Here is a 13,762-nt window from a genome sequence, read left to right as displayed (position 1 = left end):
GACCATGGCCCCTTTTCGGGGGGAGGGTGCCCCGCAGGGGCGGATGAGGGTACGGCGAAGCCTCGTTCATCCAAACTCCGCGAGACGCTTCGCGCCGTACCCTCACCCCAACCCCTCTCCCGACGGGAGAGGGGCTAGCGCTTTCCTTCTCCCATCGGGACCATGGCCCCCTTTTCGGGGGAAGGTGCCCCGCAGGGGCGGATGAGGGTACGTGCGCAGCCTTGTGCACCAAACTCCGCGAGACGCTTCGCGCCGTACCCTCACCCCAACCCCTCTCCCGAGGGGAGAGGGGCTTCGACAGCGGAGGTTCGAGGGCTACTGCTGCTTCTGGAGCGACGGCAAAAGAAAAGGGCGCGGCTTGCGGCCGCGCCCTTGTTCTGCCCGAAGGCGGCTGCGCTCAGCGGCCGATGCGGGTGCTGAAGCGTGCGGCGTTGTCGGACGGGTCGGCGTCGGTGGAAGCCGAGGTGGCGCTGGCTTCGATCACCAGGGTGCGGTCGGCCGGCAGCGGCCGCGTCGCCGTGGTCAGGGTGAACGCGGTGCTGGCGCCCGGGGCCAGGTCGGCGCGGGTGCCGCACTGGTACTGCGCGCTGCGCAGGCCGTGGGCCTGACGCACGCACTGCCAACCGCGCGGCGGCACCAGCAGCGAGAGCACCGACAGCGTGTTGCCGCTGACGGTCAGGCTGGCGCGCTTGACCGGCGCATTGCCATGGTTGCTCAGGGCGATGCGGTAGTTGGCGCTGAACGCGGTCAACGGCAGCGTCGCCGGGCCGTCGATGCGCAGCGCCAGGTTGCCCGCAGGCGCGGCCTGCACCGCCACCGCGGTGCTGGCGCCGTTGTTGCCGCCGTTCGGGTCCTCGGTCTGCGAGGCGACCGAGGCGGCCAGGGTCAGCGCGCGGCCGACCAGGTCGGCCGTGGCCGGCACCGCCACCTCGAAGCGTGGCGCGACACCGGCGGCGAGCTGCGTGGTGGTGCAGGTCACCACGGTCTGCGCGGCCACGTCCGGGGCGGCGCAGACCCAGCCCGGCGCGGCGGTCACGGTCGGCGTCACCGCCGCGTCCAGGGCGAAGGCGACCGCGGCGAAGCGGGCCGCATCCGGGCCGGCGTTGCCGACCTCGACGCTGTAGCGGATGGTGTCGCCGGCGTAGACCGCGGCATTGGCCGCGTTCGCGGTCACGCTCAGGTCGGCGCGCTGCAGCGGCTTGAGCTTGAGCAGCACCACCGCCGGGTCGTGGTCGGACAGCCGCGCCGGCGAGTTGGCGTCGTTGCGCGCGGTGGCCGGGAAGTCGGCGTTGAGCCGCGCATGGCCCTCGCTCAGCGTCGCGACCTGTTCGGAGTTCATCAGCGCGCGGTTGGCCAGGATGTGGTCCAGCGACTGCACGTTGCCGTCGTAGACGTACGAATAGCTCTGGTCCGGGGTCGACAGCAGGGTCAGGTTGTACAGGTCCGGCGTGACCAGGTCGGCGCCGTCGCCGTCGACAACCGTCTGCGCGTCGGCCGACGGCAGGCCGGTCACCGTGCCCATCGCATCGACGTAGCCGTCGTTGAACTCGAAGGCGTTGAAGTCGCCCATCACCAGCAGCTGTTCGGTCGGATCGGCCACTTGCCGCGCCTGCAGCAGGTTGGCCAGGAACACCGCCTGCGCCTGGCGCTTGGCGCGGATGCGCAGGCCGCTGGCGTCGTCGGTCTCGGCGCCGTTGAGCGAACGCTGGTGCACCTCGACCACGGTCAGCGGCAGCGTGCGGCCGTCGGCGAAATGCACGATCGCCTTCAGCAGCAGCGGCGGGCGGTCGTTGAGCAGGCTGGTGCCGCCGGCCGGCTCGGTCCAGGTGGTGGCCTTGCCTTCCTGGCTGACCGAGAGCACTTCCACACGCGCGATACCCGCACCGACCGCGGCCGTCTTGACCAGGAAGCCGACGTCGATGCCGCCGACGTCGTTGCCTTCCTGCAGATACGCCACGTACTGCGGATCGGGCTGGCCGGCGGCGACCGCATCGCTGTTGATGCGGGTGGCCAGGGTCTGCAGCACGCTCAGGCTTTCCACTTCCACCGTGCCCAGGATGTCGGGCGTGTTGAGGTAGTTGCGGATCGCCAGCGAGGCCTTGTTGAGCCGGGCCTGGTAGGCGGCCGCGGTCAGCACCGGTTCGCCGATCGCCGGGTCGTTCTGGTCGTCGAAGAAGCGCTCCATGTTGTAGGTGGCGACGTTGACGTCGTCGGCCTGCGGCGCCGGGGCCGGCTTGGGCTGGTCGGCACCGTTGCACTGCACCGCGGGCGCGGTTTCCGGGTAGATCGTGTAGCGGCGGAAGCTGTAGTCCAGCGGGCCGCTGACGCCGAGCACCACGCAGCCGCTGGCCACGTCGATGCGCTCGCCGCCGAGGCCGGCGCTGCCCACCGCGATCACCTGCGGGCTGGTGTTCCAGCGCGGCACGTCGGCCGGGGACCCGGCCGGCAGCGGGTCGGGCTGCTGCACGCCGGCGCTGCGCCAGGCACGCGGCAGGCCGGTGACCACGGCATGGAACACGCCGTTGCTGCTGGCGCTGGCGTTGGTCTCGTTGACGCTGCCGCCGGTGGGCGCGTTGACCGTCAGGCTGGGCACGGTGACGCGCATGCCTTCCAGGCGCTCGAGCTGGTCGTAGGCGCCGCTGGGGTCGGGGAAGCTGGTGGTCAGCGTCACCGCGGCCGGCAGCGGATTGCCGGTGGACTGCAGCAGGATGGTCGGCGTGCCCAGTTCGGTCAGCGGCGGCTGGGTCGGATCGGCGGTGGGCACGTATTCGAGTACGGTGGCCTGCACCCGCACCGCGTTGCCCACCGCGGCCTCGGCCGGCGGCGCGCTGCCGGTGTAGACGTAGATGCCTTCGGAGGTCAGCGGATCGGCGTCGGCCTGATCGTCCGGCGCCTGCAGGAAGAAGCCGGCGCTGCGCCGCGCGGTGACGATGCCGCTGGTGGCGACGATCTGCCCGACCAGCGGCGAACGCGCGCCGCTGCCCTGGATGCTGTGGATCGGCACCAGGTTGAAGTCGTCGTTGAGGATCACGCCGCTGGCGGTCAGCGTGGCCGGCAGGGCGCCGCTGATGCCGGTGATGTCGAGGTAGAAGGTCTCGTCCGGTTCGTTGGCGGTGTCGCCGTTGACCAGCACGCTGACCTGCGCGCTGCTCTCGCCGGCGGGAATGGTCACGCTGGTCGCGGCCAGGGCCTGGTAGTCGCTGCCGGCGGTCGCGCTGCCGTCGCGGGTGGCGACGCTGAAGCTGACCCCGCCGCTGCCGGCCGGTTGGCTCAGGGCGATGGTGAACACGAACGCGGTGCTGCCGCTGTCGCCTTCGCCGCGGCTGACGTTGGCCACGCTGGCCACCGGCTGGTTGCCGCCGCCGCACAGGTTGGCGGCCGCGGCGCTGTTGCGCGGGGTCGGCGCGCCGGTGGCGAAGTCGGCGTTGTTGTTGTCGCTGTCGCTGCAGCCGCCGTTGCCGCGCAGCACCGCCAGGGTGTTGCTCGGCGCGGCGGTCGGGGCGCTGCCTTCGGCGCAGCTGGCGCTGCTGCCGTAGCCGACGAAATCGACGTTGCCGGCCGGGCAGGCGCCGCTCAGCGCGGTCGCCGCGTTGCTCAGCGCGATCTTGCCGGCGGTGCCGCTCATCGCGGTGGTGCCGGTGGCGTCCGGGGTCGGCAGCGCGGTGCTGCCGCCGCTGCCGTCGGCCTGCTTGACCAGGTAGTAGCCACCGGCCGGGATGCTGCCGGCCAGCGCGGTGACCTGCCAGCTGCTGCCGGCGGCCGAGGCGTACTGCACCGACCAGCCGGCCAGGCTCACCGCCTGGTCGCCGTTGTTGTGCAGTTCGACGAAATCGCTCTTGTAGGTGGCGCCGCTGTTGCCGCCACCGCCATAGACCTGGCTGATGACGACCTGGGCCTGGCCGGTGCCGGCACAGGCAAGCGCGCACGACAACACTGCAGCACGAAGCAGCATGGTTCGCATGACGAAGACTCTCCCCCAATCCTTGAAGACGCAAGTAACGGCGATGACGGACGGCGCTCCCCAAAGCGCCGGCTCGATTCTGCCCGAGTTTGCCGTCCGCCGCTGACCGGGATGTGACAGGCGTCGCTGCGGTACCCTTGCCGGCCCCGGATCGCCGTTCCCGCCCATGCCCGTCGAACAGAACCAGCGCCCGCTCGAAGCCGGCATCCACACCGACCTGGAAGGCCGCATCACCTACGGCGGCTACCTGCGGCTGGACCAGCTGCTGTCCGCGCAGCAGCCGCTGTCGGACCCGCCGCACCACGACGAGATGCTGTTCATCATCCAGCACCAGACCTCCGAGCTGTGGCTGAAGCTGCTGGCGCACGAGCTGCGCGCGGCGATCACCCACCTGCAGCGCGACGAGGTCTGGCAGTGTCGCAAGGTGCTGGCGCGCAGCAAGCAGGTGCTGCGCCAGCTGACCGAGCAGTGGTCGGTGCTGGAGACGCTGACCCCGTCCGAATACATGGGGTTCCGCGACGTGCTCGGCCCGGCGTCGGGCTTCCAGTCGCTGCAGTACCGCACCATCGAGTTCCTGCTCGGCAACAAGAACGAACAGATGCTGCGCGTGTTCGGCCACGACCCGCACGGCCAGGCGGCGCTGCAGGCGGTGCTGGAAGCGCCCAGCCTGTACGAGGAATTCCTGCGCTACCTGACCCGCTTCGGGCATGCGATCCCCGAGCAGTACCGGGCGCGCGACTGGCGCCAGCCGCACGTCAGCGATCCGCTGCTGCGGCCGGTGTTCGAGCGCATCTACGAGAACACCGATCGCTACTGGCGCGAATATGCGCTGTGCGAGGACCTGGTGGACCTGGAGACCCAGTTCCAGCTGTGGCGCTTCCGCCACATGCGCACGGTGATGCGGGTGATCGGCTTCAAGCGCGGCACCGGCGGCTCCAGCGGCGTGGGCTTCCTGCAGCAGGCGCTGGCGCTGACCTTCTTCCCGGAATTGTTCGAGGTGCGCACCTCGGTGGGGCTGCCGGACGGGCGCGATGCCGCGCTGCCGGGGCCGGCCGCCGGTGGTGCGGAATCCGGGGCCTGAGCGCGCACGCCGCGCAGGTGCACCGGTGTGCCCGGGCTCCACGGCTGGCCGCAGGCCGAGACTCCCAAATCCCCACTCCCCAATCCCGGCCATTTGACGCCAGCGCCAACTGTCGGTGATGCTCGCGCGTTGCCCGGCCTGGCCGGGAATCGCCCCAGCCCATACTGAATACGCAAGGGAACACCGCATGAGCGTTGACGTCGTCGCGTCGAACCACCCAGCCTCACCGCCGCAACCGCCAGCGCAACCGCCCGAATTCAAGACCCTGCTGGGCCATCCACGGCCATTGTGGCTGCTGTTCATGACGGAATTCTGGGAGCGCTTCGCGTTCTACGGCATCCGCTGGGCGCTGACCCTGTACATCGTGGCCGAATTCTTCCAGGGCTCCGGCGCGGGCGAGGCCCCGGCCAACCGGCTGTACGGCGCCTATCTGGCGCTGGTCTACGCCTCGGCGCTGTTCGGCGGCTTCGTCGCCGACCGGCTGATCGGCTACCAGCGCTCGCTGCTGATCGGCGCGGTGGTCATGTCGGTGGGCCTGTTCCTGATCGCGGTGCCGAACGAAGAGGTGTTCAAGATCGGCCTGGCCACGATCATCGCCGGCAACGGCCTGTTCAAGCCGAACGTGTCGACCATGGTCGGCAAGCTGTATCCGCTCAGCGATCCGCGCCGCGATTCGGGCTTCACCATCTTCTACATGGGCATCAACGCCGGCGGCTTCGTCGCGCCGATCCTGACCGGCCTGCTGGCCGACAAGCTGTTCGGCACCGAAGCGATGCCGGCCTACAAGTACGTGTTCATCGCCTCCGGCATCGGCATGCTGATCAGCCTGGTGTGGTTCTGGATCGGCCGTCACCAGCTCGGCCCGGTCGGCCGGCCGCCGGCCGGCGGCGAGGGCATGGGGCGCACGTTCGGGGTGCTGCTGGCGACGCTGGTGGTGATCCCGGTGGCCTACGGCCTGCTGCTGATCGATGCCGGCATCCTCGGCTGGATCCTCACCGCGCTGTTCGTGGCGCTGTGCGCGATGATCCTGGTCGAAGGCATCCGCGAAGGCCGCGTGCCGCGCGACCGTTCGATCGCGATGCTGATCGTGTTCGTGTTCAACGTCATGTTCTTCATGTTCTTCGAGCAGGCCGGCAGTTCGTTCAACTTCCTTGCGCAGAACATCGTCGAGCGCGACCTGGGCGGCTGGATGTTCCCGGTCGGCTGGTTCCAGTCGGTCAACACGCTGGCGATCCTGGTGCTGGGCCCGGTGTTCGTATGGCTGTGGGTGGCGCTGCGCTCGGCCAATCCGTCGATCCCGCGCAAGTTCGGCCTGGGCCTGATCTTCAACGGCCTGGCCTTCGCGCTGCTGATGTTCGCCTTGTCCTCGCTGGTCGACGGTTCCGGCAAGATCCCGTTCTGGACCCTGTTCATGGTCTACGTGATCCAGACCGTGGGCGAGCTGTGCCTGTCGCCGATCGGCCTGTCGATGACCACCAAGCTGGCGCCGACCAAGGTCGTGGGCTTCGCGATGGGCGGCTGGTTCCTGTCCACCGCGATCGGCAACAACCTGTCCGGCATCTTCGCCGCAGGCGTCAGCGGCGAGACCGGCATGACCGTGGACTCGGCGCTGAAGGGCTACACTTTCGGTTTCTGGGCCCTGCTCGGCTCGGGTGTGTTGTTGTTCCTGATTGCACCGTTGATCAACAAGTTGATGCACGGTGTCAAATGACGTGAGGTAGATCGCAATGTCGAACAAGACGATCAAGACGATAGGCGGCGCGGCGGCGCTGATGCTGGCCCTGAGCGGCTGCGACAAGGCGCCTGCGCCGGAGGCCGAACAGGCGCCGGCCAAGCCGCTGGACACCTCGGTGCAGAAGCCGCCGGTGGCCGATCCCAACCAGCCGGTGGCCTCGGGCAACACGCCCGCCGCTGCCGACGTGGCCGCGGCGGCGGCCTTGGGCGCTCAGTTCGATCCGAACCGCGATCCGGCCAACGACCTGGAAACGGCCGAAGTGGAAGCCAAGCGCGGCGGCAAGCGCATCCTGCTCGACATCGGCGGCGAGTGGTGCTCGTGGTGCCACATCCTCGACGAGTTCATCGAGGGCGACGCCGAGGTGCGCAGCTTCCGCGACGCCAACTACGTGTGGGTCAAGGTCAACTACAGCGACGAGAACAAGAACGAAGCGTTCCTGGCCCAGTATCCGAAGATCGAGGCCTATCCGCACCTGCTGGTGCTCGATGCCGACGGCAAGCTGCTGCATTCGCAGTTCACCGGCGAGCTGGAAAAGGGCAAGGGCTACGACCGCAAGAAGTTCTTCGACTTCCTCAAGCAGTGGGCGCCGCCGAAGACCTGAGGGCAGCGGCCGGGCGCTTTCCCGGATCGCTCAAAAGCCGTGCTTCCTGTAGGAGCGGCTTCAGCCGCGACAGGCGTTACCGATAACGCCTGTCGCGGCTGAAGCCGCTCCTACACAGGACTTGCGGCAACGCCCGCGTCAGCCAGGCGCCGCGTCTCACTTGCCGGTCATGCTCGGCAACCCCTCGGCCGCCAGCCGGTCGATCAGCCGGTTCAGCACGCGCTGCTCCTCCTCGCTGAACGGCGCCAGCAGGCGGCGCTCGCATTCCAGCACCATCGGCGCGACCACCTGGTAGACCTCCACCCCCGCGTCCGACAGGTGCAGCACCGAGCGGCGGCGGTCGTCGCCATGGGTCTCGCGCTGGATGAAGCCGCGCTCCAGCAGGCGCGCCACCGCGCGGCTCACCGCCACCTTGTCCATCGCGGTGCGCTCGGACACCTCGCCGGCCGACAGCCCCGGATACAGCGCCAGCACCGCCATCACCCGCCATTCGGTCACCGCCATGCCGTAGCGCTCGCCGTAGACGCGGGCGATGTTGCTGCTGATCCGGTTGGACAGCACGCTGATGCGGTAAGGCAGGAACTGCTCGAGGTCGAGCGACGGCTGTTCGGGAACGGGCGGGGTGTGAGGGGGGATCGACGTCATGCTGCATTGCACCTTGCTGGTGGTTTCATTTGTAACTATAACGGAGGAGACTACTGTCCATTCTCGCGAGTCTGGCGTCCGTCCGCATCCGAAATTTCGGCCGGTCGCTGCCCGCGTCCTCCAGGAGACGAGCCATGAGCGCACAACCGCAGTATCCGTCCCAGCCGGCCAACCTGGGCATGCAGGTCACCACCTTCGAGAACCCGATGGGCATCGACGGCTTCGAATTCGTCGAGTTCGCCGCGCCGGCCGGGCAGGGCGAACAGCTGCACGCCTATTTCCGCAGCATGGGCTTCAGCGCGGTGCTGCGCCACCGCAGCCGCGCGATCACCCTGTACCGGCAGGGCGGGGTCAACTTCCTGCTCAACGAGGACCCGGATTCGTTCGCCGCCGATTTCGCCGCCGCGCACGGTCCGTGCGCCTGCGGCTTCGCGATCCGCTTCCGGCATCCGGCCGACGAGGTGTTCGCCAAGGTCTTGGAGAACGGCGGCGAAGCCATCGCCGACAAGGCCGATACCCGTGCGGTGCCGGCGCCGGTGGTCAAGGGCATCGGCGACTGCATGTTGTATCTGGTGGACCGCTACGGCGAGAAGGGGTCGGTGTACGCGGATTTCGAACCGGTCCCCGGTGCCGACCAGCAGCCGGCCGGCTTCGGCCTGACCTTCATCGACCACCTGACCCACAATCTCTATTTCGGCAACATGCAGCGCTGGTCGGACTACTACGAGCGCCTGTTCAACTTCCGCGAGATCCGCTACTTCGACATCAAGGGCGCCAAGACCGGCCTGATCTCCAAGGCGATGACCGCACCGGACGGCGTGGTGCGCATCCCGCTCAACGAGTCCTCCGATCCGAAGAGTCAGATCAACGAATACCTCGACGCCTACCATGGCGAAGGCATCCAGCACATCGCCTGCTTCACCGACGACATCTACGAAACCGTGGAGCGGATGCGCGCGGCCGGCGTGGAATTCCTGGACACCCCCGACGCCTACTTCGAGGTGATCGACCAGCGCATCCCCAACCATGGCGAAGACGTGGCGCGGCTGGCCAGGAACAAGATCCTGATCGACGCCGATCCGGAGACCAAGCAGCGCAAGCTGCTGCAGATCTTCACCCAGAACTGCATCGGCCCGATCTTCTTCGAGATCATCCAGCGCAAGGGCAACGAAGGCTTCGGCGAAGGCAACTTCCAGGCGCTGTTCGAGAGCATCGAGCGCGACCAGATGAAGCGCGGCGTGCTCTGACGGATGACGCTGACAGCGCATCGCGGAGACTTCCGACAGTGGCGTTAGCCCCTCTCCCGATGGGAGAGGGGCTTGATATCCAAGGCTCAAGCATATGCATGACCATCCTCGCTACATGTCAGGCTTCGGCAACGAATTCGCCACGGAGGCGGTGCCGGGCGCGCTGCCGGTCGGGCAGAACTCGCCGCAGCGCGTGGCCCATGGCCTGTACGCCGAACAGCTGTCGGGCACCGCGTTCACCGCCCCACGCGGCGTCAACCGGCGCAGCTGGCTGTACCGGATCCGCCCGGCGGCGGTGCATGGCACGTTCGCCGCGTACATGCAGGCCGGCGGCTTCCACAACGACTTTGATGCCGGGCCGGTGTCGCCGGACCAACTGCGCTGGAGCCCGTTGCCGCTGCCGCAGGCCCCGGTGGATTTCGTCGATGGCCTGTACACGATGGCCGGCAACGGCTCGGCCGCCGCGCAGCACGGCGTGGCGGTGCATCTGTATGCGGCGAATGCCTCGATGCAGGGACGTTTCTTCTACAACGCCGACGCCGAACTGCTGATCGTGCCGCAGCTAGGCCGGCTGCAGCTGTGCACCGAACTGGGCACGCTCGACCTGGAGCCGCAGGAAATCGCGGTGATCCCGCGCGGCGTGCGATTCCGCGTCGCGCTGCCCGATGGCCAGGCGCGCGGCTACGTATGCGAGAACTTCGGCGCGCTGCTGCGGTTGCCGGACCTGGGGCCGATCGGCGCCAACGGGCTGGCCAATCCGCGCGATTTCCTGACCCCGGTGGCCGCCCACGAAGAGGACGAAGGCGACTTCGCGCTGATCGCCAAGTTCCAGGGCCATCTGTGGCAGGCACCGATCGCGCATTCGCCGCTGGACGTGGTCGCCTGGCACGGCAACTACGCGCCGTACAAGTACGACCTGCGCCGCTTCAACACGATCGGCTCGATCAGTTTCGATCACCCCGATCCGAGCATCTTCACCGTGCTCACCGCGCCCAGCGACACGCCGGGCACCGCCAACCTGGACTTCGCGATCTTCCCGCCGCGCTGGCTGGTGGCGCAGCACACGTTCCGCCCGCCATGGTTCCACCGCAACGTGGCCAGCGAGTTCATGGGACTGGTGCATGGCGTCTACGACGCCAAGGCCGAAGGCTTCGCGCCCGGCGGGGCGTCGTTGCACAACTGCATGAGCGGGCACGGCCCGGATGCGGCGACCTTCGACAAGGCCTCGCAGGCCGATCTGTCGCGGCCGGACGTGATCGCCGACACCATGGCCTTCATGTTCGAGACCCGCGCGGTGCTGCGTCCGACCGCGCAAGCGCTGGCGGCAGCGCATCGCCAGCGCGACTACCAGCAGTGCTGGCAGGGCCTGCGGCGCAATTTCCGCGCGCCCTGAGCGCGCTTGCCTCAGGCCGCTTCCGGCGAGGCGTTCAGCGACGCGTGCAGCGGTGCCGGCAGCACCTCCAGCACGCGCTCGCGGATGCGTTGCGCATAGCGCTCGGAGGTCATTTGCGGCATCGCGCGCAGCGCGTCGGCGATCGCCTGCAGCGTGGCGGCCTCCTCGCGCGCGTCGCGCAACTGCTGCTGCAGCGGGCGCGAGGCCGGGTGGCGCTGCAGTTGCAGCAGGTCCAGCAGATACAAACGCGCGTTGAGCAAGGCACGGCGCGGATCCGTGGATGCAATGGCCGGCGCTGGCGTCGGCGCCGGTGTGGCCGGGGGCGGTGCCTCGGTTGCGCGGCCGTCGTCCAGATAGCCCTGCTGCATCAGCGCTTGCACGATCGCCGCGGCATTGCTGCCGCCCAGCGCGGCCAGTTCGTCGATGCTGCGCTGGCCATCGGCCAGGATCAGGACTCGGCGCTGGCGCATGTCCAGCGGCGCGGCGTGGGATTGCAGTGCCGCGAGGGCGAGGGCGGTCTTGCGCGGATGCATGGCAGCGGTGCCGGAAGGGGCAAAGCTTGGCGGTCGGCGGTGAAACGCTGATGACAGGCGCCGCACGGCGGCGCTGGTGGGAGGCGCGTGCGGGCGGCAGCGCGTGATGTGGTGCGACGCGATGCGTTCCGACGCGAGACCTCGGCGCCGTTGCCGACCTCCTGCGCTGACTGCCGCGAAGCCGCATGCGCTGCATTGATCGCATGCGACGCGTATGGGGCATGTGGATCGTCTGCCGACGCCGATCGTTATTTTTGCTTCGGCTTCGGCTTCGGCTTCGGCTTCGGCTGCGGCTGCGGCTGCGGCGCCAGTTTCAACTCCAACTCCAACTCCGATTTTGGTTTCAGGTCCATTTCCCGCTTCAGAACTGGCCCTGGCACAGCCGCACTGCCATCGCGAGCCATGGCGATCACGATGGGATGACCGGTCCGCGTCGCGGTTCCGCAACGCCAGTCAGTGCATGCGCACGGCGCGCGCGCTAGCCTATGCGCTGCTCTTGCGAGGAACTGCGATGAAGCCGACCCTTCCTGCCGCTGCAGTGCTGCTGCTCGCGCTGAGCGCTTGCGACAAGGCACCGCCGCCGCAGCAACCGACTTCGGCCCCCGCGGCCAGCACGGCAGACGATGGCGGCTTGCCGCCGCCGACGCTGGACCAGCCCGATGCCGACGTGCCGCCGGCGCAGGCCCCCGCGGCGGCGATGCCGCCGGAAATGGCCCCGGCCGAGCGCCAGCTGGCGCGCGAGGACGGCTATGGCGACCTGCGCCTGGGCATGAGCGCGGCGCAGGCACGCGCGGCCTGGGGCGGCGAACTCGATGGGCAGCCCGGCGAAGCGGGCGGCTGCCATGTCCTCAGGCCGCGCTGGGCCAGGGGCGGCAACGACTTCGGCCTGATGTTCGAAGCCGACAAGCTGGTGCGCTACGACGTGCGCACCGCCAAGGAAACCGCGCCGGGCGGCGGCAAGGTCGGCATGGACCTGGCGCAATTGCGCACGCTGTACGCCGGACGCGTGGAAGAGCAGCCGCACAAGTACATCGAAGGCGGCAAGGTGCTGCGCATCCGCAGCGCTGCAGACCATCCCGGCGTACTGGTGTTCGAGACCGACGCCGCGGGCAAGGCGACGGCGTGGCGCGTCGGCCTGCCGCCGCAGGTGGATTACGTGGAAGGCTGCGGCTAACGGAATCGCCATGGTCTTCGACGGCGATGCCATAAACCAGCCGGCGCGGTTGGCCTGGCGCGTCGCGGCTGAAGCCGCTCCTACAGGCGCTGCGGTATGTTGGCTGGGTGCACTGTAGGAGCGGCTTCAGCCGCGACAAACACATCGGTGGACCCGGATAGCCGTCGGGGCCGATGGCCCAGACCGCTCTGAGTGCTACCACGCAACCAGCCAGCAGTTTTCAGTAGCGACTCCGGGCGAGCCTCCGCCAAGGCCGCGAGCGATGTCGTCGCTGCACGGCTCGAACAATCCACTCGGCCATGCCTCAGGCCACATGGCAATGCCTCTGGCCCGCCACCGCCACGATGACAGCCGCATCATCCGCGCTGCGCATAGAATCGCGCATCGTAATGGCGAGGGGATGGGCGATGGCGAGCGCGATCGGCTTGGTGCTGGTGGGACTGCTGTTGCTGGCCTTGGGCGGCGATTCGATCGTCAAGGCGGCCTCGGGCCTGGCGCAGCGCTGCGGCGCTTCGCCGTTCGTCGCCGGCCTGCTGCTGGTGGCGTTCGGGACCTCGCTGCCGGAAATGGCGGTCAATATGCGCGCCTACATTGTCGGCGCACAGGATCTGGCGCTGGGCAACGCGGTCGGCAGCAACATCGCCAACCTCGGCCTGACCCTGGCGCTGGCCGCGCTGGCGGCGCCGCTGCTGGTGCGCACGCGGATGCTGGCGCCGTTGCTGTTGATGCTGGCGTTGGCGACGCTGGCGCTGATCGGCTTCGGCCTGGATGGGGCGATCTCGCGGCTGGAAGGCGGGCTGCTGTTGCTGGCCTTCGTCGGCGTGCTGGTGTTCCTGCTGCGCCGCGCGCGCCGCGAGGATGCCGCGCGTCAGCTCGGCCTGTCCGGCTATGCGGTGACCCGCACCGCGCTGGGCCTGAACCTGCTGCGCCTGCTGATCGCGATCGTGCTGCTGTATTTCGGCGCCAAGCTCGTGGTCGATGCGGCGCCGCGGCTCGGTGCCGCCTGGGGCCTGTCGCCGCTGCTGGTCGGCCTGTTGCCGGTGGCGATCGGCACCGCGCTGCCGGAAGCCGCCGCGGCCATCGCCGCCGCGCGCCGCGGGCAGGGCGACATGGTGGTCGGGCATGTGCTCGGCTCCAGCCTGTTCAACCTGCTGGTGGTGATCGGCGGCATGGCGGCATTGCGTCCGCTGCCGTTGCCGGCCTCGTTCGTACGCTTGGAGCTGCCGGCGGCACTGGCGCTGAGCGTGGTGCTGTATCCGATGCTGCGCGGCGACATGCGCATCAGCCGCGGCGAAGGCGCGGTGCTGCTGGTCGCGTTCCTGGCGTGGGTCGGGTTGGAAGTGGCGCTGGTGGGGTGAGGCGCATGCAGGCAATGCCCCCTGTAGGAGCGGC

Annotated in this window: 10 protein-coding genes; 7 read left to right on the top strand and 3 right to left on the bottom strand. The window is 69.0% G+C overall.

Annotated elements, in window-relative coordinates:
• Positions 1 to 397: 397 nt before the first annotated feature.
• On the bottom strand, positions 398 to 3,961 hold the full coding sequence (locus tag AB3X08_RS20225) for a lamin tail domain-containing protein (protein WP_369934695.1): 3,564 nt from the start codon (positions 3,959 to 3,961) through the stop codon (positions 398 to 400).
• Between the two features lie 166 nt (positions 3,962 to 4,127).
• On the opposite strand from AB3X08_RS20225, the gene AB3X08_RS20220 reads away from it, so the two are divergent.
• The 3 genes from AB3X08_RS20220 (at position 4,128) to AB3X08_RS20210 (ending at position 7,378) form a co-directional block, all read left to right on the top strand.
• Positions 4,128 to 5,042 (top strand): tryptophan 2,3-dioxygenase, encoded by a 915-nt coding sequence (locus AB3X08_RS20220; RefSeq protein WP_369934693.1) that lies wholly within the window; start codon positions 4,128 to 4,130, stop codon positions 5,040 to 5,042.
• Between the two features lie 187 nt (positions 5,043 to 5,229).
• Positions 5,230 to 6,753 carry a peptide MFS transporter gene (locus AB3X08_RS20215; RefSeq protein WP_369934691.1) on the top strand — a complete coding sequence of 508 codons (1,524 nt, stop codon included), beginning with the start codon at positions 5,230 to 5,232 and terminating at the stop codon, positions 6,751 to 6,753.
• A 16-nt stretch (positions 6,754 to 6,769) separates the two neighbouring features.
• A complete protein-coding gene (locus tag AB3X08_RS20210; protein WP_369934689.1) occupies positions 6,770 to 7,378 on the top strand; it encodes a thioredoxin family protein in 609 nt (202 codons plus the stop codon).
• Positions 7,379 to 7,534: 156 nt separating this feature from the next.
• On the opposite strand, the gene AB3X08_RS20205 is transcribed toward AB3X08_RS20210, so the two are convergent.
• Complete coding sequence (locus AB3X08_RS20205) at positions 7,535 to 8,023, bottom strand: MarR family winged helix-turn-helix transcriptional regulator (RefSeq protein WP_369934687.1); 489 nt, start codon at positions 8,021 to 8,023, stop codon at positions 7,535 to 7,537.
• A 134-nt stretch (positions 8,024 to 8,157) separates the two neighbouring features.
• Between AB3X08_RS20205 and hppD the strand changes: the two genes are divergently transcribed.
• Positions 8,158 to 9,270: a 4-hydroxyphenylpyruvate dioxygenase gene (gene hppD, locus AB3X08_RS20200; RefSeq protein ID WP_369934685.1), complete on the top strand. Its 1,113-nt coding sequence runs from the start codon at positions 8,158 to 8,160 to the stop codon at positions 9,268 to 9,270.
• A gap of 94 nt (positions 9,271 to 9,364) precedes the next feature.
• Positions 9,365 to 10,663: a homogentisate 1,2-dioxygenase gene (gene hmgA / locus AB3X08_RS20195; RefSeq protein ID WP_369934683.1), complete on the top strand. Its 1,299-nt coding sequence runs from the start codon at positions 9,365 to 9,367 to the stop codon at positions 10,661 to 10,663.
• 11 nt (positions 10,664 to 10,674) lie between these two features.
• Here the strand turns inward: hmgA and AB3X08_RS20190 are convergent, their stop codons facing one another.
• Positions 10,675 to 11,196, bottom strand: a complete 522-nt coding sequence (locus AB3X08_RS20190; RefSeq protein ID WP_369934681.1) for a hypothetical protein — start codon at positions 11,194 to 11,196, stop codon at positions 10,675 to 10,677.
• 511 nt (positions 11,197 to 11,707) lie between these two features.
• Here AB3X08_RS20190 and AB3X08_RS20185 point away from each other — a divergent pair.
• Positions 11,708 to 12,370 carry a lectin gene (locus AB3X08_RS20185; RefSeq protein WP_369934679.1) on the top strand — a complete coding sequence of 221 codons (663 nt, stop codon included), beginning with the start codon at positions 11,708 to 11,710 and terminating at the stop codon, positions 12,368 to 12,370.
• Positions 12,371 to 12,777: 407 nt separating this feature from the next.
• Positions 12,778 to 13,728, top strand: a complete 951-nt coding sequence (locus AB3X08_RS20180; protein WP_369934677.1) for a calcium/sodium antiporter — start codon at positions 12,778 to 12,780, stop codon at positions 13,726 to 13,728.
• Positions 13,729 to 13,762: the final 34 nt, after the last annotated feature.

It is taken from the genome of Xanthomonas sp. DAR 34887, assembly GCF_041245805.1.
GTDB classification, from domain to species: Bacteria; Pseudomonadota; Gammaproteobacteria; order Xanthomonadales; family Xanthomonadaceae; genus Xanthomonas_A; species Xanthomonas_A tesorieronis.
The sequence above is the reverse complement of the archived record's forward strand: the minus strand, read 5'-3'. Positions and strand labels throughout refer to the sequence as shown.

Coding starts and splice junctions, on each gene's coding strand:
- AB3X08_RS20225 (WP_369934695.1), bottom strand. CDS start 3,961: ATGCGAACCATGCTGCTTCGTGCTGCAGTGTTGTCGTGCGCGCTTGCC.
- AB3X08_RS20220 (WP_369934693.1), top strand. CDS start 4,128: ATGCCCGTCGAACAGAACCAGCGCCCGCTCGAAGCCGGCATCCACACC.
- AB3X08_RS20215 (WP_369934691.1), top strand. CDS start 5,230: ATGAGCGTTGACGTCGTCGCGTCGAACCACCCAGCCTCACCGCCGCAA.
- AB3X08_RS20210 (WP_369934689.1), top strand. CDS start 6,770: ATGTCGAACAAGACGATCAAGACGATAGGCGGCGCGGCGGCGCTGATG.
- AB3X08_RS20205 (WP_369934687.1), bottom strand. CDS start 8,023: ATGACGTCGATCCCCCCTCACACCCCGCCCGTTCCCGAACAGCCGTCG.
- hppD (WP_369934685.1), top strand. CDS start 8,158: ATGAGCGCACAACCGCAGTATCCGTCCCAGCCGGCCAACCTGGGCATG.
- hmgA (WP_369934683.1), top strand. CDS start 9,365: ATGCATGACCATCCTCGCTACATGTCAGGCTTCGGCAACGAATTCGCC.
- AB3X08_RS20190 (WP_369934681.1), bottom strand. CDS start 11,196: ATGCATCCGCGCAAGACCGCCCTCGCCCTCGCGGCACTGCAATCCCAC.
- AB3X08_RS20185 (WP_369934679.1), top strand. CDS start 11,708: ATGAAGCCGACCCTTCCTGCCGCTGCAGTGCTGCTGCTCGCGCTGAGC.
- AB3X08_RS20180 (WP_369934677.1), top strand. CDS start 12,778: ATGGCGAGCGCGATCGGCTTGGTGCTGGTGGGACTGCTGTTGCTGGCC.